Origin of the sequence: Bradyrhizobium sp. WSM1417 (assembly GCF_000515415.1) — a bacterium.
Classification (GTDB): domain Bacteria; phylum Pseudomonadota; class Alphaproteobacteria; order Rhizobiales; family Xanthobacteraceae; genus Bradyrhizobium.
Genome location: NZ_KI911783.1, coordinates 2,666,828 through 2,692,495 on the forward strand (window position 1 = coordinate 2,666,828; position 25,668 = coordinate 2,692,495).

Genomic DNA, 25,668 nt, shown 5'->3' on the forward strand with positions numbered 1-25,668 from the left:
TCTCGGTCCGGAGATTCTTCGCAACGGCAAGCTTGCGGCCGGTCGCACGCCGTCAGAAAGCCCGCGCGGTGCGGGCGGGCTGTGGCGCCGCCACCACGTCGAGCCGCAAATCCTTTCGAAGCCCGGCATCCACCAGGGCTGCTGGCGCAAACCGGCGTAGCAATCGCAGGCGCTTCGCAAGGCTGCCGGCCGCGTATTTGAGTTGCGGGTGCGCCGCGCTCGCGGCCTTCAGCACGGTCTCGGCCACGACGCCAGGTTGTTCGGCCGTCGCCATCACCTCGTTCACCCGCTTGGTTACGCCGGCGCGCGCCTCGCGATATTCCTCGAGCGTGGCGTCGGGCTCCATGAAGTTCGCGTCGAACGGCGTCTTGGTGTAGGCGGGCTCGACCACGGAGACCCGGATGCCCCGCGTGCGCAGTTCATGGTCGAGCGATTCCGAATAGCCCGCCACCGCGTGCTTGGTCGCGGCATAGAGCGCGCCATAGGGCATCGGCAGAAAGCCAAGCACCGAGCCGATATTGATGATGCGGCCATTGCCTTGGCGGCGCATGTGCGGCACGACGGCGCGCGTCATCCGGATCAGGCCGAAGAAGTTCGTCTCGAAAATCGCGCGCGCCTGCTCCATCGAGCTCTCTTCCGCGCCGGCAGGGGCAACGCCGAAGCCGGCATTGTTCACCAGCAGGTCGATGCGGCCCTCGCGCCGGATCACTTCGCCGACGGCGGCTTCCACCGACGCATCGCTGGTGACGTCGAGGGCCAGCATCTCGAAGGCTTGCTTGCCCGCCTGCGCGCCCGCCTGCTGGTGCCGAACACCTTATAGCCGGCGTTGGCGAGCCGCTCCGCCGTGGCCTGGCCGATGCCTGAGGAGGCGCCGGTCACCAGCGCGATATTCGGTGTAATCCTGTTCATAATGCCTCTCCGACGCCACTACCGGGCCTGAAATCGTTTGATTACGATCGTAACTATTGATATACATGACGATCGTAATTATAAAAGTCAAGCCCCGTGCCCGAGGATCGGTCCCATGCGCGTCTCAAAGGAACAGGCCGCCAAAAATCGCGAGCATATTCTCGAGACCGCCTCCCGCTTGCTGCGGGAGCGGGGCATCGCCGGCGTCGGTGTCGACGCACTCGCCGAGGCGGCCGGAATGACCCACGGCAGCCTGTACAGCCAGTTCGGCTCCAAGGAGCGGCTGGTCGAGGAAGCCGTGGCCCATGCGATCAAGGCCAAAGGGGAGGAATTGCCCGAGGCGTTCGCGCTCGAGGACTATCTTTCGCAATATCTCTCGCCGGGGCATCGCGACGATCCCGCCGCCGGCTGCCCCTTCGCTGCGCTCGCCTGTGAGGTGTCACGTCAAGGCGGCGGCCTGAGGGCGCGCTTCACCGCCGGCGTGCGCGGCACGATCGCCCTGCTGAGCAGCCGGATGGCCGCCACGCTGAAGCCGCGGCAGCGCGAGGACAAGGCGCTCGCAGCCGCCGCCGCCATGGTCGGCGCCCTCGTGCTGGCCCGCGCCGTGGACGATCCCAAATTGTCGGACGATATTCTTCGCGCGACGAGGAAGTCGCTGGCGGGGTGAGGGCGCCTCTCGGGGGACGCCAAAAAGCCGGAACAAAATTCCGGTGTCGACGTTCGATGTCGCGGATAGCCAATGGCAATGGCTGCCGATCTTCGACATCGACACACGTTTCGAACGCGCATGGATGATGACAGCGATCTGGTGCTCGGCATGTTGGCCCTGGCCGTCGCTGCCGTCCTATTGGTGGCGGGCGAGCTCTATCTGGTGACGCGGCCGGAGCCGCTGCAAACTCATGCGCCGGCCGCACCGGTCGTAACATCGTCGGCCGAAACCATTTTTTGTCATGTCGATATTGGAGCGTAAGCAGACCAACTCGAAGAGGTGGGCCATGGGAAGCACTGCAACTGTTCCGATGCTGTCGCCTGAGGGCGGATTGACACATTACCTGGCGGAAATTCGCAAGTTTCCGATGCTGCGGCCCGACCAGGAAATGGCCTACGCGAAGCGATGGCGCGAGCATGGCGACCGTGAGGCAGCCTATCATCTGGTCACAAGCCATCTGCGGCTCGTTGCCAGGATCGCGATGGGATATCGCGGCTACGGTCTGCCGGTTGCGGACATCATTTCCGAAGGAAACGTCGGCCTGATGCACGCCGTCAAGCGCTTCGAGCCGGAGCGGGGCTTTCGGCTTGCGACCTACGCGATGTGGTGGATCAAGGCGTCGATCCAGGAATACATCCTGCGGTCCTGGTCGCTGGTCAAGATTGCCAACAGCGGCGCGCAGAAGAAGCTGTTCTTCAAGCTTCGCCGGACCAAGGCGGAAATATCCGCCCTGGAGGATGGTGATCTCCGCCCCGAGCACGCCAGCCAGATCGCGCGGCGGCTCGGCGTGCAGGAGAACGACGTGATCGAGATGAACCGGCGTCTCGGCGGCGACCTGTCGCTCAATGCTTTGGTGCGCGACGCCGACGGCGGCGAAGTCCAGGACTGGCTCGTCGACCCCGCGTCCGGTCCTGAAGCCGATTACGCCGAGCGGCAAGAAACCAGACGGCGGCGTGAAGCCCTCGCCGCCGCGCTGGACGTCCTCAAGCCGCGCGAGCGCGACATTCTCGAGGCGCGTTGGCTCTCCGAGCCGCCGCTGCGACTCGAGCAGCTCGCGGCGCGGTATGGCATTTCACGCGAGCGGGTGCGGCAGATCGAAATGCGCGCGTTCGAAAAGGTTCGGGCTGCCATCGGGGGGCGCTTGGCAGCCGCCTCTTGAAACCAAATCGCCGCCTCCTAATTCTTTTGGCAACTCCGACCGAAACATCGAGCACAAGCAGGTGCCTGACGAGCTGATCGTCCGGGCTTTGCAGCGCCGGTGCGTGGCCTTCGCCGCGCGCCGAGCTGCCAATCGACCACCAAGACAGGAGATAAGGAGAAACGACAATGGCACTACGCGATCTCATTCCGTGGAACAACGGCTCACGCAACATGGCCGTTCAGCGCGGCGAAGCCGGCAATCCGCTGCTTGCGCTTCACCGCGAGATGAACCGGCTGTTCGACGACGCCTTCCGCAGCTTTGATCTCGGCCCGTTCGGCTCCTCGACCGCGATGGGCTGGCCGAACGTCGAACTCGACGAGAGCGACAAGGAAGTCAAGGTTGTCGCCGAGCTTCCCGGTCTCGAGCAGAAGGACGTCAACGTCGAGCTTGCAAACGGCGTGCTGACGATCAGCGGCGAGAAGAAGAGCGAAACGGAAGACAAGGAGCGTCTCTTCAGCGAGCGTTACTATGGCCGTTTCGAGCGGCGCATTCCGGTCGATGACGTCGACCAGGACAAGGTCGCGGCTTCGTTCAACAACGGCGTTCTCACGGTCACCCTGCCGAAGTCACCGGCGGCACAACAGAAGGTGAAGCGGATCGCAATCAACAGCAAGTAGGCATGAAGCGGGCGGGAGCCAGCGCTCTCGCCCGCGCCCGGCCGGCGTCCGCATTCGCGTCGATCCGTTGGCTGCAAAATTTTCCGGAACGTCCGGAAACTTCAATTCCGGTCTGGCGTTTTGCGGTCGGTTTCCAAGTTCTGGGAGTCGCACATGAAGAAACTTGCTTTGGTCCTGACGATGATCTCGGCGCTGTTCGGGGCGGCCGCTTCGCCGGCGGAAGCCCATGGCTGGCGCGGCGGCTGGCACGGCCATTGGGGAGGCCCGGGTATCGGCTTCGGTCTTGTTGCCGGCGCGCTTGCGGCGGGGCTCGCGGCCGATGCCTATTATGGCCCGCGCTACTATGGCCCGCCCTACGGCTACTACGGACCGCGCGTCGTGCGGCGGGCCTATTATGTGCCTTACGCCTACGCTCCGCCGCCTTATTGGGATCCCTGGTGGTGACGAGACAAGGCCCGGACCATCATCCGGGCCTTTTGCGTGAGGGCAATCCGTCAATCGTTCGCGGCGCGCCTATTTGCGGTTCGCTCCCGTGGAGCCGGAACCTGGGATAGCCTGCTGGCCGCCTTGGGTTTGCCTGGTGTCGTTGTCGCTTGGCCGTGTCGTCGACGATTTGGCCGGTGCGTTCGCGCCGCCGCCATTGTTGTCCGATGACGTGTTGAGGCTGGAGGCTCCCGCGCCCGTCGTGCCGCCGGTGCTTGAGGAATCGATGCTCGACCCGGTCCTGGAGGCACCCGCGCCTTGTGCGAATGCGGCAGGGGGAAATGCGAGAGCCGCGACGAGCCCTGCGAGAACCAGCTTTTTCATGTCCGCTCCTATGCTTGACGTCGTCACATACCGTGCCGAGGCAAAGATTTGGGGACGCGCGTGTTCCTGCGCGGGCGCGGAAATACGCACCAGCGACGATTAAGTCATCCCGGACTCATCGCGCCCGGGGCGATCAATTCCTGCGCTTGCGGCGTCAGCTCGTAGCGGTCGCCGGCTTTCACCAGCCAGCCCGCCTCGATCATGCGTCGGGTCATGCCTGCGCTGCACAGCGGGTGGCTGCCGCCGGGATGAAACAGCGCGCCCTCGCGTTCGATCAGGTAGCCGTAGAGCCGCGCCTGTCGAAGCGGGTTTTGCATCCCTGGTGTGGGCGCCTCCATGGTCTTTCGCGCAGTGCTCCATGATGGGTTGAGATGACGGGCCGATCCCCGTCAGGCGGCCCCGGCCTGTGGCCCGGGGCGGGGCTTCGAGCCGAGGCCGCCATTGCCGGAATCGCAAGGACCCGGCGCGGCCCAATACGCAACGGCCCCAGGTCGTTCCTACAAACCTATCGGCCGTTGCACTTCCCGGATTGCTGCCGGCGAGGCGAAGCGCCTAGGCCGACCAACGATCCTGCTCTTCCTGGTGGGCATGCTCGTTCAGCCGTTCGGCGATCTGATCCGCGATCTTCTCCGACGCGGCCGAGGCGACCGGCTCGCCCTTGTGGGTCCTGAGCTTGTCCTTGTCGGCTTCGATGGGGAAATCGTCGGGCTTCAGTCCGGGATCCCTGGTCATGGCGCGCCTCATTGTGTCTCGCATCCGGAAAACACCGATGCAGGCCGTTCGTTGCTGGAACAATGAAGCTGCGATCGAGAGTCACAGCCCGGCGCAAGCGCCGCGCTGCTCAGGCCCCGCCGACGGCCCGGATCACGGTCCCGCTGCCGCCGCAGGTCGCGCAGGGCGCGCCGTCGATCCGCCCCTTGCCATGGCAATCGGGGCACACATCTTCGCCCGTGCCCGTCGTTCCCGGTGCGGCTTCATCGCCGGGGTTGAGCGCCGCCGAACCGGCCGGCGGTGTCCCGGTCGATGTCCCAGTCTTGGCGCCTTGCGCGTCGGTCTTGGTCATCTGCACCTCCTTCGAAAAGACCGCAACGCGCCTTGCCGCAGGAAGTGCCAATCGAGGATGTCAGGTGCGGTGCTATCGAGAAGCACTTCGCCGGCGGCATCCGCGCGAACTAGCCGGGCGGGGAGGCCATCACCCCATCATCACCGCACGCCTGTACCCTTGCAGCGCTGGCACTTCACCACCTTGTCGCCCTTCTTGAGCAGGCCTTTGCCTTCGCAGTTCTTGCATTTCTGCTTCTTCTTGATATTCGGGCCTTTTTCACTGGCCATGGGAGTCTCCTGCCGCGGGAGGGCGGACTGGTGCTTGGTATAGGCCGGACTCGGGGAGGGCGGTAGGGCTACTATTTTGCGCTCGCGAAAGCACCCGCCGCGTAGACGATTTTGCCGCCCACGACCGTCAGCAGAGACGCCGTGGCGCCAATTTGCTCGACGGGGACGGACAGGAAATCCCGATCGAGGACCGCGAAGTCGGCGAGCTTGCCGGTCTCCAGCGTGCCGCGCCGCGTCTCGTCGAAGCAGAACCACGCGCTTCCCACGGTGTAGAGGCGCAAGGCATCTTCGCGGCTGGGTGTTTCGTCGGGGCCGCGCGTCGACAGTCCGCCGACGGTCTTGCCGTCGAGCATCCATTGCAGCGCCACGAACGGATTGTAGGATGCGACCCGATGCGCATCCGTGCCGGCCCCGACATGGACCCCGATGCGCAACGCCGTGACGAGGGGCGGCATGCTGCGCGCGGCTTCGCCGGCCTGCGCCACGATACGGTCGCCGCCGAGATACATCGCGTCCTGCATGGTCCAGCCGACGCCAAGGGCTTTCATGCGCGCCAGCGTCTCGGGCGAGGTGTTGTCGAGATGAGCGATGGACCAGCGCAACGGCGCGAGCGGCGTCTCCTTGTTGACCTCGTCATAGAGGTCCAGCAGGTGATGGACGGATTTGTCTTCCTGCCAGTGGATGGTGACTGTCAGTCCTTGCTTGGCCGCCCAGCGAATGATTTCGCGGAACTTGTCCTTGGCGGCCGCGTCGGGCGCATTGTTGTTGTACATGGCGCCGGTGATCCGCTCGCCTAGTCCGTTGAACCGCAGCATGTCGTCGCCGAATCCCATCGGCAGGAACGGCGTGAGAGACTTGTACTCATCGAATTCCGCGCCGACATTCTGGGCGAACAGGCTGAAGGCAACCCGAACCGACAGCGATTTTTCACGCCAGAGCTTTTGCAGGGCGGCGTAATGGCTGGGATAAATGCTGAAGCCGCCGGGATCCACGATCCCGGTCACGCCAAGACGATTGAGCTCCGTGAAGAACTGCCGGGTCCCGGCGACATTCTCTTCGAAATTCGGCCTCGGCAGCCGATCGAACAGCGCGGAGATACTGACAATGGAGCCGTTGAGCCAGCCCGTGGTGTCGCCCGACGCGGCCGTGATACCGGCCGGCAACTGATCCGCGGACATCCCGAGCGCTTGTTGCGCCTTCGGCGTCATCAGCACTGCCGAATAGAACAGCTGGATGTAAGCCGGATTGTCGGGAACGGCCGACATCACCTCGGCGAGCGCTGGCCGCCGCTTCTCCGCAAATTGCAATTCGCTCCAGCCACCGGCCACGATGATCCAGGCCGCCGGCCGCGCTTTTGCCGCCTGGCGCAAGCGTTCCATGGCCTCGGGAATCGTCTTTGCGCCGATCCAGTTGACCTCGGTCGCGTAGGTGAGGCCGGCGCGCACCGCGTGAATATGGGAATCGATCAATCCCGGAATGATGGTGCGTCCACCTGCGTCGACACGGCGCGTCGCGGGCCCGATCAGGCCTTCCATGGCATCGTTGCTGCCAATTGCGACGATCTTGCCGTCGCGGACTGCGAGCGCCTGCGCGATCGTCGATGCGGGATCCAGCGTCACGAGCTTTGCGTTCGTGACAACGAGGTCGGCCTTTTGTGCGTAAGCCAAACTGGCCCAGCACGAGATCAGCAAAATCGCCAGAAGCTTGCGCATCATCAGTCCCGAAATGAGAGAGGCCGAAGCGGCGCCACACATCCGCCGCCGGATGCGCCCGCGGACATCGCGTGTCGCAACGGGGAGTGTGGTGATCCTGACCGTGTCTGGCACCAACAAAATCGGCCGGTCCACCGGAAAATTTGGTGACGGCTCAAGCAGTTGATGTTACAGCCCGCCTTCTGCTGCCGACTATCGGGTACGTGCCGATAGCCACGGCATCGAGAAGATCGGAGATATGCTGCTCAAGAAGCTCGGTACCTGATCAGTTGAGCCGCCGCTCGATAAGGCGCTGCACCCAATGTTCAATTGTAGCGCTCGGGATTGTGACGCCGCCAAATGAAACGAACAGATCGGCGACCGCCTTTTCGACGGCGGGAGCGAGCGCGGACAGGGGCGTGTCGAGCGGGATCTCCACCTGCGCGGTGATCTGATCATCATGTGCCGTACCGCCCATGATCGTATCGAATGGATCGGCCCACCGCGAGAGCTGACGCCCGGCAAGTCCCTTCCAGCGAAATGCAAACGCGAGCGTCGTTTTATCTGGCTCCCAACCGAGTGCCTTCGCGTATGAAATACCGACGGCAATTGCTTCGGCAACGCGAATGATAGTTATGACTGGATCAAGCGCAGTTCCAGGCTGAACTCGATCTGGAACGCCGTCATCCTGAAGCACCCGGTGTAGGTAGAATTCGCCTTTTGGGTTGAGCCTCCAATAGTCCAGGTGAGCGGACCACCCTGTCACGATTGAGAAAATCAACGCCTCGAGGCATCCGCCTGTCACCTTGGGGCGATTGCGCGCGTCGCTTGCCGCTCGAGTGTCGTGCCAAACTGGCCAGCCCGTATAATTCGGATTGCTTGATGCGATCGTATTTATGAATGTTTGATCCGGTTTCGCTGCGGGATGCGCTGGCTCAATGACGAGAGCCACACTCCATGAACCGAAGTCCACAAGCTGTTGTTCTTCGGCGCTGAGTTGTCTTGCGCCGATGGCGCTCGAAAACAGCTTCTCGCCCTCGTCGAGAAGAGTGGTGCTGCGCTCTGAGAGTGTCGGTACGGGAGGCGGTAGGGACGTGCCGTACTGAGCAAGGCTTGCGAGCAAGCCGGGCAAGTCGCGGCCGGCAAGATGCCGCCGCAGGAAGCGGCCAATGTCGGCCTCGCGATTGTCAAAGCAGATCTCTAGAATATCGCGCCAGTCAGCCGGTCTCGCTTCGGACGAACTCGGAACGCCGTTAGAGGCAAGTGTGCGGAAGTAAACTGCTCCGACCCGAATTCTTGTTCGACCTCCATCCTGGAGATCGCGCGTAGCTGCGACCGGGGTCTTCACGCCCGGTGGGACGACGATCACCGGATGCTCCTTGCCATCGCGGGAGCCAAACGCGACAGCAATCTCAAATGGCTCCTGCGAATAGCGCGAGATGATTGCTTGGATGTCATCGAGATTGAAGATTGCCCGTACATTCGCAGGTCTATTGGCAGTATCAGGCGCGAGCGTCTTATCGTCGAAGCCGATCAGCATATATCCGCCATTTCGATTGCGGAGCGCGAATGTGGCTTTGACAATTTTTTCGATGCCCGCAGGTTGAGCCGGGTCGATCCACGTCTTTATTTCGACATTGAGTGCTTCAGCAGGAGAAGCGACTAAGCTGTCGATAACTGATTGTTCGAATTGCATCTTGAGTAATGAGTGAGTGGGTGATTGGCCAAGCGCGGAACGCAAAAGGAAATCCTATGTTGACGCGACCTAGACAGTCAACCATGGAGCGCATAGATTTATAGTTGTACCCTGTAGAAACGAGCAGCCGGTCAGGAATGCACCGTAAGCGCTCCGCTGGTTTAATGCGAGCACTCCACGGCCGACGCAAAAGCGTCGGATGCGCATAAGCCGAAAGCCATCACGCGTATCTGTTGGAAGGTCGCTCGATCAAAATCAGTTTCTCGGAAATTACGGTGACAGTGCACTCAATTGTGAGCCTTCGAACGCGCGAAAGCGGTCGGGCTCATTGAGTGCACCGTTACGGTAATCCAGTAGCGGGTGCACTAGACCGCAGACGCGGACGGAAATGGAGTGAATTTTTCCGCAATTTCTAACCGTTTCGATCAGTAGTATAACCCACCTTTGAAGGTTGAGAATCGTGGCGCTCATTGATCCGAACAGAGTTAGATATCCCCCCGTTGGTCGCTGTATCTATTGCGATGGCACTGAAGGTCTCTCGCGCGAACACATCATTCCGTACTCGCTGGGGGGAACGTGGGTCTTGCAAAAGTCAAGCTGCACGGCGTGCTCTCACATCACGAGGGACATAGAGCAGGATGTTGCTCAGAAGATGCTCGGCACCATGCGGGCGCAATTTGGCTTTCCAACTCGTCGGAAGAAGAACCGCAAGAGCCACGCGCGGTTTTCGGTACATCGCGGCACCGGGCGACAGGACCTCACGGTCCCGATGGATCAGAGCCCAACATCCCCGGTGGCGCTTCCAGTGCTGCCGCCGCCCCTTATTCTATCTAGTATAGAGCCGGTCACAGGACCGACAGAAATCGAGATGCAGATTTGGACTATTGAACCCGTCGGCGACCAAAAAGAGCGGTTCATTGCCTTACTTGGACCGGAAGGTGGCTCCGTATCGGTCGAAATGAACTTCCCGTTTCGGTCTTTCTTCAGAATGCTTGCCAAGATCGCCCACTCCGCTGCAGTAGCACTGTTCGGGGTTGACAGTTTTAAGCCCCTGCTGCGCGAACAAATACTAGGAACCGCGCGGCTAGACATCTCACATGTCGTTGGTGGCTGGACGAAGATCGCAGCAGCCCGACCGGAGATGCCGTGGGCTATTGAGCCTGGGATCTACGACTGCAAAGACAAACGATATCTCACAATGAAGATCGAACCGCTTCGTAACTTCCAAACGCCCTGCTACTGGGTCGTGGTGGCGGAAGCGTCGGACGAACTGGTGATGAGAGTTCTCGGCCGTGACCCGCGTATGATAAGCCAGTGATGCGTTCATATCGCGCAGGGTGATACCGCCTGTGCCAGCTCCCCGTCATGCCTCGTCGAAATCGACGCGTCCCTCGTTGTCGCGCTTCGCCTGAAAAACGGCGATTTGAGGGTTGAGCGCCTTGGCCTTGGTGACGATGTCCTGCTTGTCGGCGTCGGTTATGGCGGCACCGAGATAGAGTTCGGTAATCTCCTCCGGATGATAGGCTAACGTGTTCCACGGCTCCTCGCCCTCCCTTAAGGGAATGACAAGGCGGTATTCACCCTCGTGCTGCCACGCGAGAGTCTTGGCATAGGCAATCTTGTCGAGCGCGGCCCGGCATCGGGCCTGGAGATTGCCGAACAAGCCGCCCGCGATGAATTCCAGCGTGTCGTCGTAAAGCGGAGGCCGCTTCTCGCCGTAGACCACGGGCTTGAATAGCTGAAATTTGGAATCTTTCGCAGGACTGGGCTCGATTCTGATGGCAATGCCCTTGTGGTTCTCGGCATAGCCGCTCCACATCGCCTCGGAATGCCGGTGGGTCGTCACGCAGAGAACACGGCAGCCCTGCATATAGTCGTTGATTTCCTTTATGAAGGAGTCCGCGCGCGCTCGCATATGCTCCACATCGAAGACCGGCTTGCCTCCCTTTGCAATCTCGGCCTTCACCATCTCGGCGGCTTGCGGGTTGGTGCGGTAGGCGTATTGGATGAGGGCGACCTTTTCCCGCATTGGCGAGCTACACGTCGGCGGATCGTCGAGATGCTTTAAGATCACATCCGTGAAGCCGTTCGACAGCCGCGTCAGCGCGGCCTCTGTTTCTTCTGGGAAGAGGCTGTTGATGGTCAGATCTTCGATGTCGTTGAAGTCCGACGGCTTGGCGTGCTTGAAGGTCCTGTTGCCGAGCGTCAGCTTTGCGCCTTCGACATTCAGATATTTATAAAGGGGCGGCAACGACATGGGTCACCCGCGGGGCCAATGCGATAATAGAATCCGCCAAATCTGCCATCCTTCCGGTGTCCGTGGAAGAACGTTGCATTCACAAATGGATCGATCGGATCGCGCCCAGCAATACGGTGACACCGTATTGCTCAATGAGAGGGACGAAATGTAACCAAAGGAATTGCACTGGCTAGACTTCCGGGGCGCGCCTTATCTCTCTACCCGCCGGCCTTGGTGCCAAAATAGAACCCTATCACTACTAGAGCGATCTCCTTGAGCCACGACGCCGGAGAGTCGCTCAGAAATGACGCCAGGCAGAAGGCGCCTATGACGAAGAACGCCAAGTTCGCCTTGATGTCCATTGCGCCGAATGCGAAAGTATCTTTAGTAACCCCGATGATTTGTGAGAACCAATAGATCACAAACAAGATGATAACCAGCTGTAGGATCGGGCGCGTGAAGGTCCAGATCCGCAACATCGCGCCAGAAATATCTTCTCCTACGGTCCTCATGACCTCGTTGGTGCTGTCCCCGGCACGAAACCTGAAGTAGACGTTCAGTCCATATAGGGTGACGTATGCGATTCCCAGAAAAACTAGGGCTGTGATCATCCAGCCGATTACAGAGTTTGGATCGTACCTGAGCTGCTCTGTCATGTGAAAAGCCTTTTGTTTCAAGCAATTACTAGTTGTAGCACGAGAAATGGGCTCCGGCAAAGTTCAGCTGTGTTGCGCAATTTTGGTACAATGACAGAGCACTTCATCAATGAGCCTTCGAACCCGCGAAAACGGCCGGTGTGATTGCACTGTCACCGTCTGTAAGGATGAGTTGATATGAGTGCTCTCACCTATTTGGCAGTCTGGCGCCTTATCTCCGGCAGAATTCGCGGGATTGAGAAGGCGGCTCTGGTGCATGCTGGTTTCTTAGCAGGTAGCGGCAAGTCGGCTCACGGCGCGGACAAGGACCTGCAGCGTCATTGTGTAGACATCCTGGATAGCATCGAAAAGTTTCAGAAATCGTTCGGAAAGTTGCTTCCCGACGCTGCGCATATCGCAATCGAAAGTTTCGTCGCCGATGCCGGAAGCCAGATACGCGGTAACACAGCTGGCGACGCGATGTTGGTCCGTACGGTTATCGTGAAGCTCGTGGCCTTCGAGGCTGAGATGACCTTCTGCCTTAACAGTCCGACGGAGAGCGTCCGTTCAGCATCTGAACTAGCATTCATGCACCTTCAGCGACTTATTGTGGTGGATGAAGAATATCGAAACAAATGGCAGACAGCGTTCGCCACTCATGAGACGCATTGCGAAAGACTAGGCGGAGTGCATCTTCTTTGGCACGGTATTTGGGCTTTTAAGGTCGATGCCAGCGGAGGAAAGACGGACCTAGTGTATCAAGAGCCGCTTCGGACTGGCACAATCCCCGTTGCTCTTGGAATGGTGCTGACGGAGTGGAAGAGGGCTGCTAGTAAAGCTGAGGAGGCATTTGCAGACGCAAAGCAACAGGCCGCCATCTATTCCGGCGGGGTGCTCGGTGGTGTAGAGTTGGCAACGCACCGCTACCTTGTGATAGTTACCAAGAACCAGATTGTGCCGCCAGCGGACATCATTGATGGTGGGGTTGTCTACCGACACATCAACATCGCAGTTGATCCCCAATCGCCTTCCGTGACTGCAAGGAAGTTGGCAAAGTAAGGTGTTACCTTGCAAGACACCGAGGTGACGCACAATCTGCGGGTCACATCGTCTTTGCTTTAGTCTTTCGGAAGCTGGTGGGCCCGGCAGGACTCGAACCTGCAACCAGACCGTTATGAGCGGCCGGCTCTAACCATTGAGCTACAGGCCCCGCCGCGAGACGGCCCGCGGGAGGCGCGGCCGGCAACGGTGCGCGGTTCGTTTACAGGGACGGAGGCGGGGGTGCAATGCTGGCTCGGGCGGTCGGAAACGCCGGCGTGGCAAGGCCCGATTTTTTTGAATAACCGAAATTGGCGATGATGCCCTTATAGTCCTGTTTTGCCCGACGGCGCAAGCCCACCTCGCCGAGCCTTCGCCCTCGCTCCTGGCAATCGCGTCAGCGGGCTCGGTTTCGATTCTGTAACCCCTTGTGATCCCTAGATCTTTCTACTGTGCATGGGGTTGTTTTCGCACATTTTGTTGGGAGGGGTCTTCCGATCCCCTCCGATGTCGCGTTGACGCACTGCAGGCGCGCGGCAGTTCCACAGCGCTAGTCCACCGACACGCCGGCGAACTCCACCACCTTGCGCCACTTCTCGGTCTCGTCGGTGACGAGCTTGCCGAACTCGGCCGGCGTCATCGGCTTGGGGATGCCGCCGGTCTCGGTGAGGCGCGCGACCAGCTTCGGGTCCTTCAGCGCCTCGTTGACGGCCTTGTTGAGGATCTCGATCACGTCGGCCGGCGTGCCCTTCGGCGCGGAGATGCCGTAGAAGCCGACCGATTCGAAGCCGGGCAACGTCTCGGCGATCGCGGGAACGTCAGGCACGCTCGGCCAGCGCTGCGGCGAGGTGACACCGAGCGCGCGAACATTGCCGCCCTTGGCCTGCTCCATCGCGGAGGGGAGGTTGTCGAAGATCAGCTGCACCTTGTTGGAGATGATGTCGGGGAACGCGATCGCAGATCCCCGATAGGGCACGTGCACCATGTCGCACTTGCTCATCACCTTGAACAGCTCCGCCGACATGTGCACCGAGGTGCCGTTGCCGGACGAGGCAAAGGAGATTTTGCCGGGATTGGCCTTGCAGTAGTCGATGAACTCCTGAACCGTCTTGGCCGGGAAGGCGTTGGAGACCACCAGCATGTTGGTAAGCTGCATGATGCTCGCCACCGGCACCGTGTCGCGCAGGAAGTCGAACGGCAGCTTCTTGTAGAGCGAGGTCGAGATCGCGTTGTTGGGCGCGACGAACAGCAGCGTGTAGCCGTCCGGCGGTGAGGTGATCGCGGCAGCGGCCGCGATGTTGCCGCCGGAGCCGGTGCGGTTCTCGACGATGAATTGCTGGCCGAAGCGGTCGGTCAGCCACTGCGCCATGATCCGCGCCACGATGTCGACCGGGCCGCCGGCGGAGAAGCCGATGATCCAGTGCACGGGACGGTCGGGATAAGCGGCGGAGGCGGGAGGTGCGGCGCCCAACAGCGTTGAAAGGAAAACCAGCCCGAAAACACTGTTACGCAAAATTCGCAACATGACGCCTCCCATTGTTCTATTGTCGTTGGGCTGCATGCTTTCACAAAATCGGGGCGCTGCCTACATCGCCGCAAGTCGATGTTGACGCGCCCCCGCCGGGACCGACCATGAGATTCGCGATCACCCTTGTTCTCGGCGCGGCGCTGCTGGTCAGCCCCGCCGCCGCTCAAACCGGAGGCAACGCCATTCCGACCACGACTCCCAGCCTGACGATCAGCTTGGGCACCGCGACGCCCGGCGGCGGCTTTCCGCTCTATGGCAACGCCTTTGCGCAAGCGATGAACGTGGCCGATCCGCAAACCATCATCGCCCCGCGCAACACCAAGGGCAGCAACGAGAACATTCCGCTGCTGGAGAAGGGCGAGCTCGATCTCGCTCTGGTCGCGGGCGAGCCGGCCTATGAGGCCTTTGCCGGCATCGGCCGCGTGCCGGTACGGTTGAAGATTCTCACGGCGATCTATTCCAACCCCGGCATGTTCGTGGTGCGCGCGGACAGCCCGTACAAGTCCATCCGCGATCTCGTCGGTCAGCCCGTCGCGTTCGGCGCCAAGGGCTCCGGCCTGCCGATCCTGGCGCGCTATGTGCTCGATGGTCTCGGGTTGAAGCAGGACGAGGACTTCAAGGCCGTCTATCTCGACCGCGCTGGCGACGGCCCCGCCATGGTCGAGGACGGCCGTGTCGCAGCACTCTGGGGTGCCGGCATCGGCTGGCCCGGTTTTTCCGCGGTAGCCTCGAGCGCATCAGGCGCGCGCTTCATCGCGCCCAGCGCCGAGGACATCACGCGCATCCGCGCCAAGCACGCGTTCCTCAAGCCGCTCACCGTGCCGGCCGGCAGCTATCCGAACCAGTCCGAGCCGATCGCCTCGCTCGGGTCCTGGAGCTTTGTGCTGACGCGCGAAGATCTGCCCGACGATGTCGCCTATCGCCTCGCGAAGACGCTTCACGGTGTCGAGCCGGCATTCTGCAAGCAGCTCGCGCAAGCCTGCGAGACCACGGCCGCAAACACCGTCGCGGCCGCGCCGAAGCCGGAGCTGATCCACCCGGGCGTGATGAAGTATTTTCGCGAGATCGGGGTGGTGAAGTAGGGCGCGGTTGTACCCACAATCGTCATGCCCGGGCTTGTCCCGGGCATCCACGTTCTTGGCGCCGCTCGGAGATCGTGGATGGCCGGGACAGGCCCGGCCATGACGACTTCCCTCGCGCGTCGCTACACCCTTATTTCTTCACCATCGCGCACGCCGGGTCCGGCGGACCGAACGCCTTGTCGCCCGAGATCGTCGTGAGGATCTTGTAATAGTCCCACGGATATTTGCTTTCCTCCGGCGTCTTCACCTGCACCAGCCAGAGGTCGTGCACCATCAGATTGTCCTCGCGCAAGCGGCCGTTGCGGGCGAAGAAATCCTCGATCGGCTTTTCCCGCATCTTGGCGGCGACCTTGAGCGGATCGTCGGTGCCGGTGTCCTTGATGGCGTTGAGATAGTGCATCACGCTCGAATAGACGCCGGCCTGCCACATCGACGGCATCTTGTTCATCTTGGCGAAGTAGCGCTTCGACCATTCGCGGGTCTTGTCGTCCAGGTCCCAATAGAACGAGGTCGTCAGCAACAGCCCTTGGGCCGCCTGCAGGCCGAGGCCGTGGATGTCGGTGATCAGCGCCAGCAGCGCCGCCATCTGCTGGCCGCCCTTGAACACGCCGAACTCGGAGCCGGTCTTGATCTCGTTCATGTTGTTGGGCGGACCCGCGGCGATGCCGATGATCTTGGCCTTGGAGGCCTGGGCCTGCAGCACGAACGAGGAGAGGTCGGGCGTTGCCAGCGGCGGCTTCACCGAGCCCAGCACCTTGCCGCCATTGGCGGTCACCACCGCCGAGGCGTCGCGCTCCAGCGAATGGCCGAAGGCATAATCGTCCGTGATGAAGAACCAGCTGTCGCCGCCGCGCTTGACCACCGCGTCCGCGGTACCGACCGCGAGCGCACGGGTGTCGAACACCCACTGGATCGCATAGGGCGAGCAGAACTTGCCGTGGAAATCGGCGGTGCCGGTGGAGTGGGTGATGAACAGCCGCTTCTTCTCGTTGGCCATGTTCTGCACCGCGAGCCCGACCGCGGAGACCGGCACGTCGACGATCAGATCGACTTGGTCGACGTCATACCAGCGCCGTGCAATCGCGCCGCCGATGTCGGCCTTGAGCTGGTGGTCGCCGACGACGATGCTGATCGGCTTGCCGAGCACGGTGCCGCCGAAATCGTCGATCGCCATCTGCGCCGCCGTCACCGAGCCCTGGCCGGTCGGCGCCGAGGCCGGACCGTTCATGTCGGTGAGCACGCCGATCTTGACGACGTCGTCGGACACCTGCGCCATTGCGGCGCCCGGCATCAGCGCTGCCAAGAACGTCGCCGCAAAGCCGGCAGCGACCGGCAGACCAAATCTCGTTGGCTTCATATTTGTCCTCCCCTGATCCGGCGCGTTGGCCGGTCTGCCCCGGGTATGGCCCGGCTGAATTGGTTTCTTTTGCAACTATTTGGGGGCGGGCGTCAACGTCAGGCGGCGAAGCGGATTTGTCCGGCCGGGGAGGGATCGTAGCCGGTCAGCTCCTCGGCGCGCTGGAGCAACCGCTTTTCGCTGAGGAACCGGATCAGGCCCTGCATGGCGGGGCGGAAATAGCTGCGCTGCCGCATCGCGAGGTCGAAGTTCTCCCAGACCAGCGGCACGAAATCGAGGCCAGCCGAGCGCGCCGACGCACGCGTCGCGATGCCGCAATCGGCTTGTCCCGCGCGGACGATCTCGGCGAGATCCGGCCCGGTCAGGGCGGGCGTCTCGATCCGGCGCAAATCGCGTGTCGAGGCGCCGGCGCGCTTGAGCAGCACATCGAGCAGCATCTGCGCGCCCGTGCCCTGTTGCCGCATCGCCACCTTGGCGCCGAGCGCGAGCACGTCGGAAAGGCCGCGCAGCCGCTTGGGATTGCCCGGCGGCAGCACGAGACCCTGCTCGCGACGCACGAACGCGACCAGCAATGCATCATGCAGGTCCGGAGCGTCACGCAGGACCGTCGCATTGGCGTCAGCGGCAAGATTGCCGTCGGCATCGAGGCTGTGGAAGTGCATTGCCACGGCCATCACCTCGTCCCGCTGCAGCCGCTCGAGCCCGCGCGCGCTGCCCTCGCTCATCGATCCCAGCCCCGAGCCGGATTCGCGCAGCCCCCAATCCAGCAGCTCGTCCTGGCTGCCGCCGACGACCGGCGGCGGCTCAGCGATCAGCATGCCGGCCGGACGCGCCAGTCCGGACAGCACCCAGAGGTCGAGCTCATGTCGCGGGAAGAGCCACTTTCCGGTCACCTTGGTGCATGGGATCGCGCCGGTGGTGACGAGTTCGTAAAGCTTGCGTTCGCCGAGCCGAAGATAGTCGGCGGCTTCGCTGGTCGTCAGGAATTCCATCCTGCATTCCTATGCAAATTCTTGCTTCTTTTTGACGTTCGACGCAGGTGGAATTCTGCATTTCAAGATCTGTCAGCAAGGACCATGCCCGATCATCTCGCTGCTTTGCAACACATCCCCACGCGCGATCTCTGCTTTGGTGAACGATCCTGAATCGCTCGCGTGAGGCGGATCTCGCGGCAGTCGCGCGCACCGCATTGCCGGAATTTCCCGACACGGCGGGCACAACGAGCAAACGCGTCACGAGTGCGGCGCAATCGATCAGCATCATGAGCGCGTCATAGCCAGTGGGAACCCGATCATGGCCGTCCGCCGCCTCTCCGTTGCACTCGCGCTTCTCTGCGGCCTTGCCGCAGGCGTTGCGGCGTCATCCGCGGAGGAACGCGCCATCGTCATGGCCACGACCACCGCGACGCAGGAGTCCGGCCTGCTCGACTATCTGCTGCCGATCTTCCGTGAGAAGACCGGCATCGAGGTGACGGTGATCGCGCGGCGCGCCGACGAGGTGCTCGAGGGGGCACGAAGGGGCGAAGTCGACGTCGTGCTGATGCATGCGCGGCCACAGGAGGAGAAATTCGTGGCCGACGGTTTTGCCGCGAGGCGCTTCGACGTGATGTACAACGACTATGTGCTGATCGGGCCGAAGAGCGATCCCGCCGGCGTGAAAGGCAAGGACATCGCGACCGCGCTGAAGGCGATCGAGGCCAAGGGCGCGCCGTTCGTGACGCGCGGAGACCGCTCGGGCACGCATGCCGCGGAGCTCGCGCTCTGGATCGTCGCCGGCATCGACATCGCCCGCACCAAGGGTGCCTGGTACCGCGAGGCCAAGCAGGACATGGCTTCCGCCCTCGACGCAGCGCGCACGGCGAACGCCTATGTGCTGTCCGACCGCGGCAGCTGGATCGCTTTTCGGGAGCGCGGCGATCTCGACATCATGGTCGAAGGCGACAAACGTCTGCTCAATCAGTACGGGGTGATGCTGGTGAACCCCGCGAAATTTCCGAACGTGAAGAAGGAGCTGGGGCAGGACTTCGTCGACTGGCTGATCTCGCCCGACGGACAGGCGGCGATCGCCGGATACAAGGTCGACGGACAACAACTGTTCTTCCCCAATGCGGACAAGTCCGGCGGCTGACGTTCGTATCGCCAGCGGTTGCCAAACCGGGCGATGCATGATCCATCATGGCGCATGACCCAGCGCCTGCCGCCATCACTGACGCCGCTCGACGCCGCGCTCGCCGCGTTGCTGACAGGGTTTGATCCGCTCGCGCCGGTGGAGTTGCCGCTGAGCGAAGTGGCCGGCTGCATCGCGGCAGGCAATCCGCTGCTCCCAGCCCGACCGTCTCGTGACGTCGCTGCCGCGGACGGCTGGGCGTTCTGCGCCAATGATCTGGTCGGCGCGTCGTCCTATTCGCCGCTGCCTCTCGGAACAGCGCCCCCTTGGGTCGATGCCGGCGACGCGATGCCGGCGGGATGCGACTGTGTGCTCGATGCCGACGCGGTCGAGGTATCTGGTCCGCTCGTCCAGGTGTTGGCGGAGAGCGCACCGGGGCAGGGCGTCAGGCGCGCTGGAAGTGACATCGACGGACGCACGCCTGCCGCGGCAGAGGGGTATCCGGTCGGTCCTGGCGCTCTGCTGCTCGCGTGCGCCGCCGGACTGGACCGACTGAGCGTGCGCCGTCCGCGGCTGCGCATTGTCAATGTACCAGGCGCAACGGGGACCATGTATCTGATTGCGGACATCGCACGCGCCGCAGGACTGGATGTGCAAACGCACGAGGCCGGCGCGCGAGACGCGGGATCGATTGCGGGGGCGTTCGGCGCGCCCACCTGCGATCTCCTGCTGACGATCGGCGGCAGCGGTGGAGGTCGCAAGGATGCAGCCGTCACGGCGCTGGCTCGGCATGGTCATGTGATCGCCCATGGTCTTGCGCTCCAGCCCGGACGCACCGCCGCAATCGGGCGGCTCGGAACCATTCCTGTTGTCGCCTTGCCCGGATCGCCGGATCACGCGCTCGCGGTCTGGCTCGCGCTCGTGCTGCCGCTCGTCAACCTTCTCTCGGCTCGGCTGCCGCGCCGACAGGTAACCTTGCCGCTTGCGCGAAAAATTGCATCCAGCGTCGGCATTGCCGAAATGGTCCTGCTGGCCGAGGAACATCATGCGTGGGTGCCACTTGCGGTAGGAGAATGGCCGCTCCAGGCAATGGCCCGCGCGGATGCATGGCTGCTTGTTCCCGCCAACCACGAGGGATTTGCAGCGGGCGCGCCGGTCGATGCCTGTCTGATGCGGGAATGATATGGGTTTAGCATGACCATGATCCCGCAATCGCAAGTCCGCAGCGCGCTCGAGCAGGAGCAGTTCCTCAAAATCCTTTCCCGCGAGGAGGCCTTGGCTCGCTTCGAGGCTGCGCTGTTCCCGCGCGCGATCCCAAGCGAAAGACGCAAGCTCGCCGATGCACTCGGCGCGTCGCTCGCTGAAGACATCACTGCGCCAATCGACGTACCGCCGTTCGACCGTTCCAATGTCGACGGCTTCGCGGTGCGCTCAGCGGACCTTGCCACAGCCGGCGAAGGCGCGGCGGTTTGCCTCGGCTTGAATGGCGAGACCATTCACTGCGGCACTGTGCCGGCGCTGCAAGTGGCGGCGGGAACGGCAACGCCGATCGCCACCGGCGGTCCGCTGCCGCGGGGTGCCGATGCCGTGGTCATGGTCGAGCATACCCAGCCGGCGGGATCGGGTGCGATCGACGTCCGTCGCGCGGCCTCGCCCGGGCAATTCATATCCTACGCAGGGTCCGATATTGCGCACGGCGAGGCGCTACTGCGCGCCGGCACGATCATCGGCTCGCGCGAGGTCGGCATGCTGGCGGCCTGCGGTCTTGCCGAGGTGCGCGTCGTGCGCAAACCTCGTGTGGCCGTGATCTCCACCGGCGATGAACTGGTTCAGCCGGGCGAGGTGCTCGCGCCTGCTGCGATCTACGACACCAACGGCGCGATCGTCACTGCTGCGATCGACGAGAACGGCGGAGAGGCGGTTTTCCTCGGCGCCATTCCCGATGACGAAGCCCAGCTCGAAGCCGCCATGCGGCGTGCGCTGGCGGACGCTGACATGCTGGTGCTCTCCGGCGGCACGTCGAAAGGCGCGGGCGATCTCTCCCATCGCATCATCGGCCGGCTCGGCAAGCCCGGCATCATCGCGCATGGCATTGCGCTCAAGCCCGGCAAGCCGCTGTGCCTTGCGGTGTGCGACGGCAAGCCGGTGGTCGTCCTGCCGGGGTTTCCAACCTCGGCGATGTTCACCTTCCACGACATGATCGTGCCGGTGCTGCGCAGAATGGCTGGACTGCCGCCGCGCTCCGATGCCAAGGTGAACGCGACCGTGCCGGTGCGCATTGCTTCCGAGCTCGGCCGCACTGAATTCGTCATGGTCTCGCTGGTCCAAGGCAAGGACGGCTTGATCGCTTATCCCTCCGGCAAGGGGTCCGGTGCGATCACGTCGTTCGCGCAGGCTGACGGTTTTCTGCGCATCGACGCGCTCGCCGACCAGATGCCGGCCGGGAGCGAAGCCGAAGTGACGCTTTTCACGCCGCATGTGCGGGTGCCCGATCTCGTCATCGTGGGCAGCCATTGCACTGGCCTCGATCTCGTCACGGCGCAACTCGCGCATGCCGGCCTGACCGTGCGCTCGATTGCGGTCGGCAGTCTCGGCGGACTTGCGGCGGCACGGCGCGGCGAATGCGATCTTGCGCCGATCCATCTGTTCGATGACAAGAGCGAGACCTACAATACGCCTTACCTCGTTGAAGGGCTCGAGCTCGTGCCGGGCTGGCGGCGGATGCAGGGCATCGTGTTCCGCAAGGGCGACAAGCGTTTCGAAGGCGACAGCGCGAAGGACGCCGTCGCCGCGGCGCTCGCTGATCCCTCCTGCATCATGGTCAACCGCAACCAGGGCGCCGGCACGCGCATCCTGATCGACCGGTTGCTCGGTGGTGCGCGCCCGGACGGCTATTGGAACCAGCCGCGCTCGCACAACGCGGCGGCCGCAGCGGTCGCACAGCACCGCGCCGACTGGGGCATGACCATTGCACCGGTCGCCCATGCGGTCGGCCTCGGTTTCATTCCGCTCGCCGAGGAACATTATGACTTCGCGCTGGTGACGGCGCGCAAGCAGCGTCCTGCGGTGCAAGCCTTTCTCGCCGCACTCGGTTCGGACGAAGCGCGCGCCGCGCTGGAGCGGGCCGGATTCCGGCCGGCGTAGCGCTTGATTAATACGCCGCATCCAGTGCGGCCAGCCGCTCGGCTTCCGCGATATCCTCGACCGTGTTGGCATTGAAGAACGGATCGAGCGGCTCCGTCGGCCACGTCACGGTCGCGAGCGGATAACGCGCTGTCCAGCGGTCGATCTTGCGGAGGTCCTCGACCACCAGCGCGTGACGCAGTTCGTCGCGCAAGCCAACCCGCCACAAGCCGATCACCGGATGCGACTGGCCGCCTGATGCCGCAACGGCGAGCTCGGCATTCGCCGCGATGCGTTCTTCATGCAAGCGCGCGATCAAATTTCGCGGCAGGAACGGGCAGTCGCCGGCGGCACTGAGCACCCATTCCACCTCAGGCCGGTTCGCCGCGGTCCAGTCGAGTGCGGCAAGGATGCCGGCGAGCGGACCGGGAAAGCCGGGCACGTCGTCTGCGACGACCTGCAAACCGAACGCGGCGAAGCGGGCGGGATCGCCGTTGGCATTGAGGATCAGCCCGCTGCATTGGGGTGATAGGCGCGCGATCACGCGTTCCAGGATGGTGCGGCCGCCGATGGTGCGCATCGGCTTGTCGCCGCCGCCCATGCGCCGCGCGAGGCCGCCGGCGAGCAGCACGCCTTGCGTGGTCGGAAAGCTAATCGTCACCACTTTCACCCTTGCGCTTGTGCTTGGCCGATTCCTCCTCGACATAAGCGAGGTTCTGGTCGTAGACGATGCGCTCTGCCCCCGACAACGCGATGAACCGTTTGCCGCGCGCGCGGCCGACCAGGGTCAAGCCCACCTGCCGGGCGAGATCGACGCCCCAGGCGGTGAAGCCGGAGCGCGACACCAAAATCGGAATTCCCATGCGGACCGTCTTGATCACCATCTCGGAGGTGAGTCGTCCCGTGGTATAGAGGATCTTGTCGGATGCATCGACGCCGTGGCGGTACATCCAGCCCGCGATCTTGTCGACGGCGTTGTGACGGCCGACATCCTCGGTGTAGCAGAGCGGCTCGCCCTCCCTGCACAGCACGCAGCCGTGGATCGCACCGGCCTCCAGATAGAGCGAGGGCATGGTGTTGATGGTCTGAGTCATCTGGTACAGCCAGGAGGTACGCAGCTCCGCCTTCGGCAACGCGACGCTCTCGACCGCCTCCAGCAGATCGCCGAAGGCGGTGCCCTGCGCGCAGCCCGATGTCTGCGTGCGCTTCTTCAGCTTGGCTTCGAAATTGGTGTGGTGCTCGGTGCGCACCACCACCACCTGCAGGTCGTCGTCGTATTCGACGTCGGTGATCGCGTCATCATACTTCAGCATATTCTGGTTGAGCAAATAGCCCAGCGCCAGATATTCCGGATAGTCGCCGATCGTCATCATGGTGACGATCTCCTGCGAATTCAGGTAGAGCGTCAGCGGGCGCTCCACCGGCACCTTGATCTCGATCCTGGCGCCGGACTGGTCGGTGCCGGTCACGCTCTCGGTGAGGCGCGGGTCGTCGGTGTCAGGGACGATCAGGGGCACTGGGGCTTTGTCGATCTTCATCATGGCCGCGACGTTAGCATGACATTCGGATCAAGCCGATATAAGCATGGCCGGCGGAAAGCGGAAATGTGCCTTCTCGTCATTGCGAGCGCAGCGAAGCAATCCAGAATTTATCCGCGGAGGCACTCTGGATTGCTTCGCTGCGCTCGCAATGACGGAACGGGCGGTTCCAGCCCCGTGATACGGCTGGCGGAGATCACATTGTGATGAAAGTCATCGGCCTTGCAGGCTGGAGCGGTGCGGGCAAGACCACGCTGTTGACGCGGCTGATCCCGCATTTCAATGCGCTTGGCTTGCGCGTCTCGGTCATCAAGCATGCGCATCACCAGTTCGACGTCGACGTGCCCGGCAAGGATTCTTGGCGCCATCGCGAGGCCGGCGCGGCCGAGGTGCTGGTTGCTTCGTCAAATCGCTGGGCGCTGATGCACGAATTGCGCGGGGCGGCGGAGCCGCGCCTGCCGGAACTGTTGAGCAAATTGTCGGCCGTCGATCTCGTCGTGGTCGAGGGTTTCAAGCGCGAGCCACATCGCAAGATCGAAGTGCATCGCGCCGCTAACGACAAGCCGTTGCTGTTTCCCGATGATCCCGGAATTTTCGGGATCGCGGCCGATGTGGCCATTGAAACCCGACTGCCGACCGTCCATCTCGACGATATCGCCGCCGCCGCGGAATTGCTGCTGCGCGCGGCGATGCCGGTCGAGGAAGCGGTCGCGAAAAGCGCTGCGATGCGCTGACGAGGCACCATGGCGCAACTGTCGGACGATTGTTTTGCTTTTGGCGGACCGATGATGTCGGTCAATGAGGCCGTGGGTCTGATCACGACGCGCGTCAACGCGATTGTCGATCTCGAAACCGTGGCGCTCATCCATGCTGATGGGCGTGTGCTGGCCCGCGATATCGCGGCGCCGCTGCCGTTGCCGCCCTTTACCAATTCCGCCGTTGACGGCTACGCCGTGCGCAACGCAGATCTTCCTGATAGCGCCGAGCGGGCACTCCCGCTCGACGGCCGCATCCAGGCCGGCGGTCTGGCACTGGTGCCGATCAAGGCCGGCCACACCGCGCGCATCTTCACCGGCGCGCCGATGCCGCCGGATGCCGAAACCGTCTTCATGCAGGAAGACGTCCGCCTCGACGATGCCGGACGAGTTGTGCTGCCGCCGGGGCTGAAGCCGGGCGCGAACGTCCGCCCTGCGGGAGAGGACATTCCCCAAGGCCATATCGCGCTGCGCGCAGGCCAGCGCTTGCTGCCGCAGCATGTCGCGCTCGCGGCGGCGTTCGGCCTGGTCAGGCTCGATGTCGTCAGGCGCATCCGTGTTGCAGTGTTCTCGACCGGTGACGAACTGGCCTCGCCCGGCGAGCCGCGCGCGGCCTCGCAGCTGTTCGATTCCAACCGCTTCATGCTGATGACGATGCTGCGCCGGCTCGGCTGCGACGTCAGCGATCTCGGCATCTTGCGCGACGAACGGACGTTGCTCGCGAATGGCCTCAAGCAAGTCGCCGGCACGCACGATCTGATCCTCACCACCGGCGGCGTATCGACCGGGGAAGAGGATCACGTCAAGGCGGCAGTCGAGAGCATCGGCTCGCTGGTGTTGTGGCGGATGGCGATCAAGCCTGGCCGGCCCGTGGCGATGGGCATCATCGAGGGCACGCCGCTGATCGGATTGCCGGGCAACCCCGTCGCGAGTTTCGTCACCTTCGCCCATGTGGTGCGGCCGACGGTGCTGGCGCTTGCGGGCAGCCTGCCGGCGCCGCTGTTGCCGATCCCGGTGCGCGCGGCGTTCACCTACAAGAAGAAAGCGGGCCGACGCGAATATGTTCGCGCCTCCTTGCGACGCACGCAGGACGGCGCACTCGAGGCCATCAAGTTTCCACGCGAGGGGGCTGGGCTGTTGTCCTCTCTGGTCGACACCGACGGCCTCATCGAGCTCGATGAGGAGGTCACGCGTGTCGAGCCGGGGCAGAGCGTGGGTTTCTTGTCCTATGCCGATCTGCTCTGAGTCTGAACGTGATGTTGGCACTGCCTTGGCGTTGACGCCATCGGCCCCTCCCGCCATGTT

Annotated in this window: 26 protein-coding genes, 1 tRNA gene and 2 pseudogenes; 14 read left to right on the forward strand and 15 right to left on the reverse strand. The window is 63.0% G+C overall.

Annotation, left to right across the window (positions count from 1 at the left end; translation table 11 throughout):
- Positions 1 to 52 precede the first annotated feature (52 nt).
- Positions 53 to 909: pseudogene (locus BRA1417_RS40275) on the reverse strand (oxidoreductase).
- A gap of 115 nt (positions 910 to 1,024) precedes the next feature.
- On the opposite strand from BRA1417_RS40275, the gene BRA1417_RS0112800 reads away from it, so the two are divergent.
- The 5 genes from BRA1417_RS0112800 (at position 1,025) to BRA1417_RS0112820 (ending at position 3,880) form a co-directional block, all read left to right on the forward strand.
- Positions 1,025 to 1,576: a TetR/AcrR family transcriptional regulator gene (locus BRA1417_RS0112800; RefSeq protein WP_027516102.1), complete on the forward strand. Its 552-nt coding sequence runs from the start codon at positions 1,025 to 1,027 to the stop codon at positions 1,574 to 1,576.
- Positions 1,577 to 1,648: 72 nt separating this feature from the next.
- Positions 1,649 to 1,879 (forward strand): hypothetical protein, encoded by a 231-nt coding sequence (locus BRA1417_RS0112805; RefSeq protein ID WP_027516103.1) that lies wholly within the window; start codon positions 1,649 to 1,651, stop codon positions 1,877 to 1,879.
- Positions 1,880 to 1,904: 25 nt separating this feature from the next.
- Complete coding sequence (gene rpoH, locus BRA1417_RS0112810) at positions 1,905 to 2,777, forward strand: RNA polymerase sigma factor RpoH (protein ID WP_027516104.1); 873 nt, start codon at positions 1,905 to 1,907, stop codon at positions 2,775 to 2,777.
- Between the two features lie 167 nt (positions 2,778 to 2,944).
- A complete protein-coding gene (locus tag BRA1417_RS0112815; protein WP_027516105.1) occupies positions 2,945 to 3,436 on the forward strand; it encodes an Hsp20/alpha crystallin family protein in 492 nt (163 codons plus the stop codon).
- A gap of 153 nt (positions 3,437 to 3,589) precedes the next feature.
- The gene (locus BRA1417_RS0112820; protein ID WP_027516106.1) at positions 3,590 to 3,880 is read left to right on the forward strand and encodes a hypothetical protein; all 291 of its coding nucleotides are present in this window, start codon (positions 3,590 to 3,592) and stop codon (positions 3,878 to 3,880) included.
- Positions 3,881 to 4,347: 467 nt separating this feature from the next.
- On the opposite strand, the gene BRA1417_RS0112830 is transcribed toward BRA1417_RS0112820, so the two are convergent.
- From BRA1417_RS0112830 to BRA1417_RS0112855, 6 genes are all read right to left on the reverse strand, one after another.
- A complete protein-coding gene (locus tag BRA1417_RS0112830; RefSeq protein WP_245286215.1) occupies positions 4,348 to 4,560 on the reverse strand; it encodes a hypothetical protein in 213 nt (70 codons plus the stop codon).
- 235 nt (positions 4,561 to 4,795) lie between these two features.
- Positions 4,796 to 4,975 (reverse strand): hypothetical protein, encoded by a 180-nt coding sequence (locus tag BRA1417_RS0112835; RefSeq protein ID WP_027516109.1) that lies wholly within the window; start codon positions 4,973 to 4,975, stop codon positions 4,796 to 4,798.
- A 109-nt stretch (positions 4,976 to 5,084) separates the two neighbouring features.
- On the reverse strand, positions 5,085 to 5,306 hold the full coding sequence (locus tag BRA1417_RS0112840; protein WP_027516110.1) for a hypothetical protein: 222 nt from the start codon (positions 5,304 to 5,306) through the stop codon (positions 5,085 to 5,087).
- Positions 5,307 to 5,446: 140 nt separating this feature from the next.
- Positions 5,447 to 5,575, reverse strand: coding sequence for a hypothetical protein (locus BRA1417_RS45995; RefSeq protein WP_256379163.1), 129 nt, complete (start codon positions 5,573 to 5,575; stop codon positions 5,447 to 5,449).
- Between the two features lie 71 nt (positions 5,576 to 5,646).
- The gene (locus BRA1417_RS0112850; protein WP_035969307.1) at positions 5,647 to 7,287 is read right to left on the reverse strand and encodes an amidohydrolase; all 1,641 of its coding nucleotides are present in this window, start codon (positions 7,285 to 7,287) and stop codon (positions 5,647 to 5,649) included.
- Between the two features lie 265 nt (positions 7,288 to 7,552).
- Positions 7,553 to 9,007, reverse strand: coding sequence for a helix-turn-helix domain-containing protein (locus tag BRA1417_RS0112855; protein ID WP_156948709.1), 1,455 nt, complete (start codon positions 9,005 to 9,007; stop codon positions 7,553 to 7,555).
- Between the two features lie 415 nt (positions 9,008 to 9,422).
- Here BRA1417_RS0112855 and BRA1417_RS46235 point away from each other — a divergent pair.
- Together BRA1417_RS46235 and BRA1417_RS0112860 are read left to right on the forward strand one after the other, a co-directional pair.
- Positions 9,423 to 9,566: pseudogene (locus tag BRA1417_RS46235) on the forward strand (HNH endonuclease); the annotation flags it as partial.
- A 48-nt stretch (positions 9,567 to 9,614) separates the two neighbouring features.
- Positions 9,615 to 10,280, forward strand: coding sequence for a hypothetical protein (locus BRA1417_RS0112860; RefSeq protein WP_245286216.1), 666 nt, complete (start codon positions 9,615 to 9,617; stop codon positions 10,278 to 10,280).
- 45 nt (positions 10,281 to 10,325) lie between these two features.
- Here BRA1417_RS0112860 and BRA1417_RS42040 read toward each other — a convergent pair whose 3' ends face one another.
- Together BRA1417_RS42040 and BRA1417_RS0112870 are read right to left on the reverse strand one after the other, a co-directional pair.
- The gene (locus BRA1417_RS42040) at positions 10,326 to 11,219 is read right to left on the reverse strand and encodes a DUF2971 domain-containing protein (RefSeq protein WP_063628385.1); all 894 of its coding nucleotides are present in this window, start codon (positions 11,217 to 11,219) and stop codon (positions 10,326 to 10,328) included.
- 200 nt (positions 11,220 to 11,419) lie between these two features.
- The gene (locus BRA1417_RS0112870; RefSeq protein ID WP_027516114.1) at positions 11,420 to 11,857 is read right to left on the reverse strand and encodes a hypothetical protein; all 438 of its coding nucleotides are present in this window, start codon (positions 11,855 to 11,857) and stop codon (positions 11,420 to 11,422) included.
- 177 nt (positions 11,858 to 12,034) lie between these two features.
- On the opposite strand from BRA1417_RS0112870, the gene BRA1417_RS0112875 reads away from it, so the two are divergent.
- Positions 12,035 to 12,895, forward strand: coding sequence for a hypothetical protein (locus BRA1417_RS0112875; protein ID WP_027516115.1), 861 nt, complete (start codon positions 12,035 to 12,037; stop codon positions 12,893 to 12,895).
- A 75-nt stretch (positions 12,896 to 12,970) separates the two neighbouring features.
- Here the strand turns inward: BRA1417_RS0112875 and BRA1417_RS0112880 are convergent.
- Positions 12,971 to 13,046 (reverse strand) — tRNA-Ile (locus tag BRA1417_RS0112880).
- A 378-nt stretch (positions 13,047 to 13,424) separates the two neighbouring features.
- Positions 13,425 to 14,399: a tripartite tricarboxylate transporter substrate binding protein gene (locus BRA1417_RS0112885; protein WP_035969311.1), complete on the reverse strand. Its 975-nt coding sequence runs from the start codon at positions 14,397 to 14,399 to the stop codon at positions 13,425 to 13,427.
- 107 nt (positions 14,400 to 14,506) lie between these two features.
- On the opposite strand from BRA1417_RS0112885, the gene BRA1417_RS0112890 reads away from it, so the two are divergent.
- Positions 14,507 to 15,484: a TAXI family TRAP transporter solute-binding subunit gene (locus tag BRA1417_RS0112890; protein WP_027516117.1), complete on the forward strand. Its 978-nt coding sequence runs from the start codon at positions 14,507 to 14,509 to the stop codon at positions 15,482 to 15,484.
- A gap of 130 nt (positions 15,485 to 15,614) precedes the next feature.
- Here BRA1417_RS0112890 and BRA1417_RS0112895 read toward each other — a convergent pair whose 3' ends face one another.
- Complete coding sequence (locus tag BRA1417_RS0112895; RefSeq protein ID WP_027516118.1) at positions 15,615 to 16,841, reverse strand: ABC transporter substrate-binding protein; 1,227 nt, start codon at positions 16,839 to 16,841, stop codon at positions 15,615 to 15,617.
- A 98-nt stretch (positions 16,842 to 16,939) separates the two neighbouring features.
- Entirely contained in the window at positions 16,940 to 17,833 is an 894-nt protein-coding gene (locus BRA1417_RS0112900) for a helix-turn-helix transcriptional regulator (RefSeq protein WP_027516119.1), read from the reverse strand.
- A 301-nt stretch (positions 17,834 to 18,134) separates the two neighbouring features.
- Between BRA1417_RS0112900 and BRA1417_RS0112905 the strand changes: the two genes are divergently transcribed.
- Genes BRA1417_RS0112905 through BRA1417_RS0112915 form a run of 3 tightly spaced genes read left to right on the forward strand, consistent with a single transcriptional unit; the run spans position 18,135 to position 22,091 of the window.
- Positions 18,135 to 18,968 carry a substrate-binding domain-containing protein gene (locus BRA1417_RS0112905; RefSeq protein ID WP_027516120.1) on the forward strand — a complete coding sequence of 278 codons (834 nt, stop codon included), beginning with the start codon at positions 18,135 to 18,137 and terminating at the stop codon, positions 18,966 to 18,968.
- 54 nt (positions 18,969 to 19,022) lie between these two features.
- A complete protein-coding gene (locus BRA1417_RS0112910) occupies positions 19,023 to 20,129 on the forward strand; it encodes a molybdopterin-binding protein (protein ID WP_027516121.1) in 1,107 nt (368 codons plus the stop codon).
- Positions 20,130 to 20,141: 12 nt separating this feature from the next.
- Complete coding sequence (locus BRA1417_RS0112915; protein WP_027516122.1) at positions 20,142 to 22,091, forward strand: molybdopterin biosynthesis protein; 1,950 nt, start codon at positions 20,142 to 20,144, stop codon at positions 22,089 to 22,091.
- 7 nt (positions 22,092 to 22,098) lie between these two features.
- Here BRA1417_RS0112915 and mobA read toward each other — a convergent pair whose 3' ends face one another.
- Positions 22,099 to 22,776 (reverse strand): molybdenum cofactor guanylyltransferase MobA, encoded by a 678-nt coding sequence (gene mobA / locus BRA1417_RS0112920; RefSeq protein ID WP_245286217.1) that lies wholly within the window; start codon positions 22,774 to 22,776, stop codon positions 22,099 to 22,101.
- Positions 22,721 to 23,611: a formate dehydrogenase accessory sulfurtransferase FdhD gene (fdhD, locus tag BRA1417_RS0112925; RefSeq protein ID WP_027516124.1), complete on the reverse strand. Its 891-nt coding sequence runs from the start codon at positions 23,609 to 23,611 to the stop codon at positions 22,721 to 22,723. Before fdhD ends, mobA begins: the two co-directional genes overlap by 56 nt.
- Before the next feature lie 203 nt (positions 23,612 to 23,814).
- On the opposite strand from fdhD, the gene mobB reads away from it, so the two are divergent.
- Positions 23,815 to 24,342, forward strand: coding sequence for a molybdopterin-guanine dinucleotide biosynthesis protein B (gene mobB, locus BRA1417_RS0112930; protein ID WP_007600666.1), 528 nt, complete (start codon positions 23,815 to 23,817; stop codon positions 24,340 to 24,342).
- 9 nt (positions 24,343 to 24,351) lie between these two features.
- Positions 24,352 to 25,608, forward strand: coding sequence for a gephyrin-like molybdotransferase Glp (gene glp / locus BRA1417_RS0112935; RefSeq protein WP_027516125.1), 1,257 nt, complete (start codon positions 24,352 to 24,354; stop codon positions 25,606 to 25,608).
- The last annotated feature ends 60 nt before the right edge of the window (positions 25,609 to 25,668 follow it).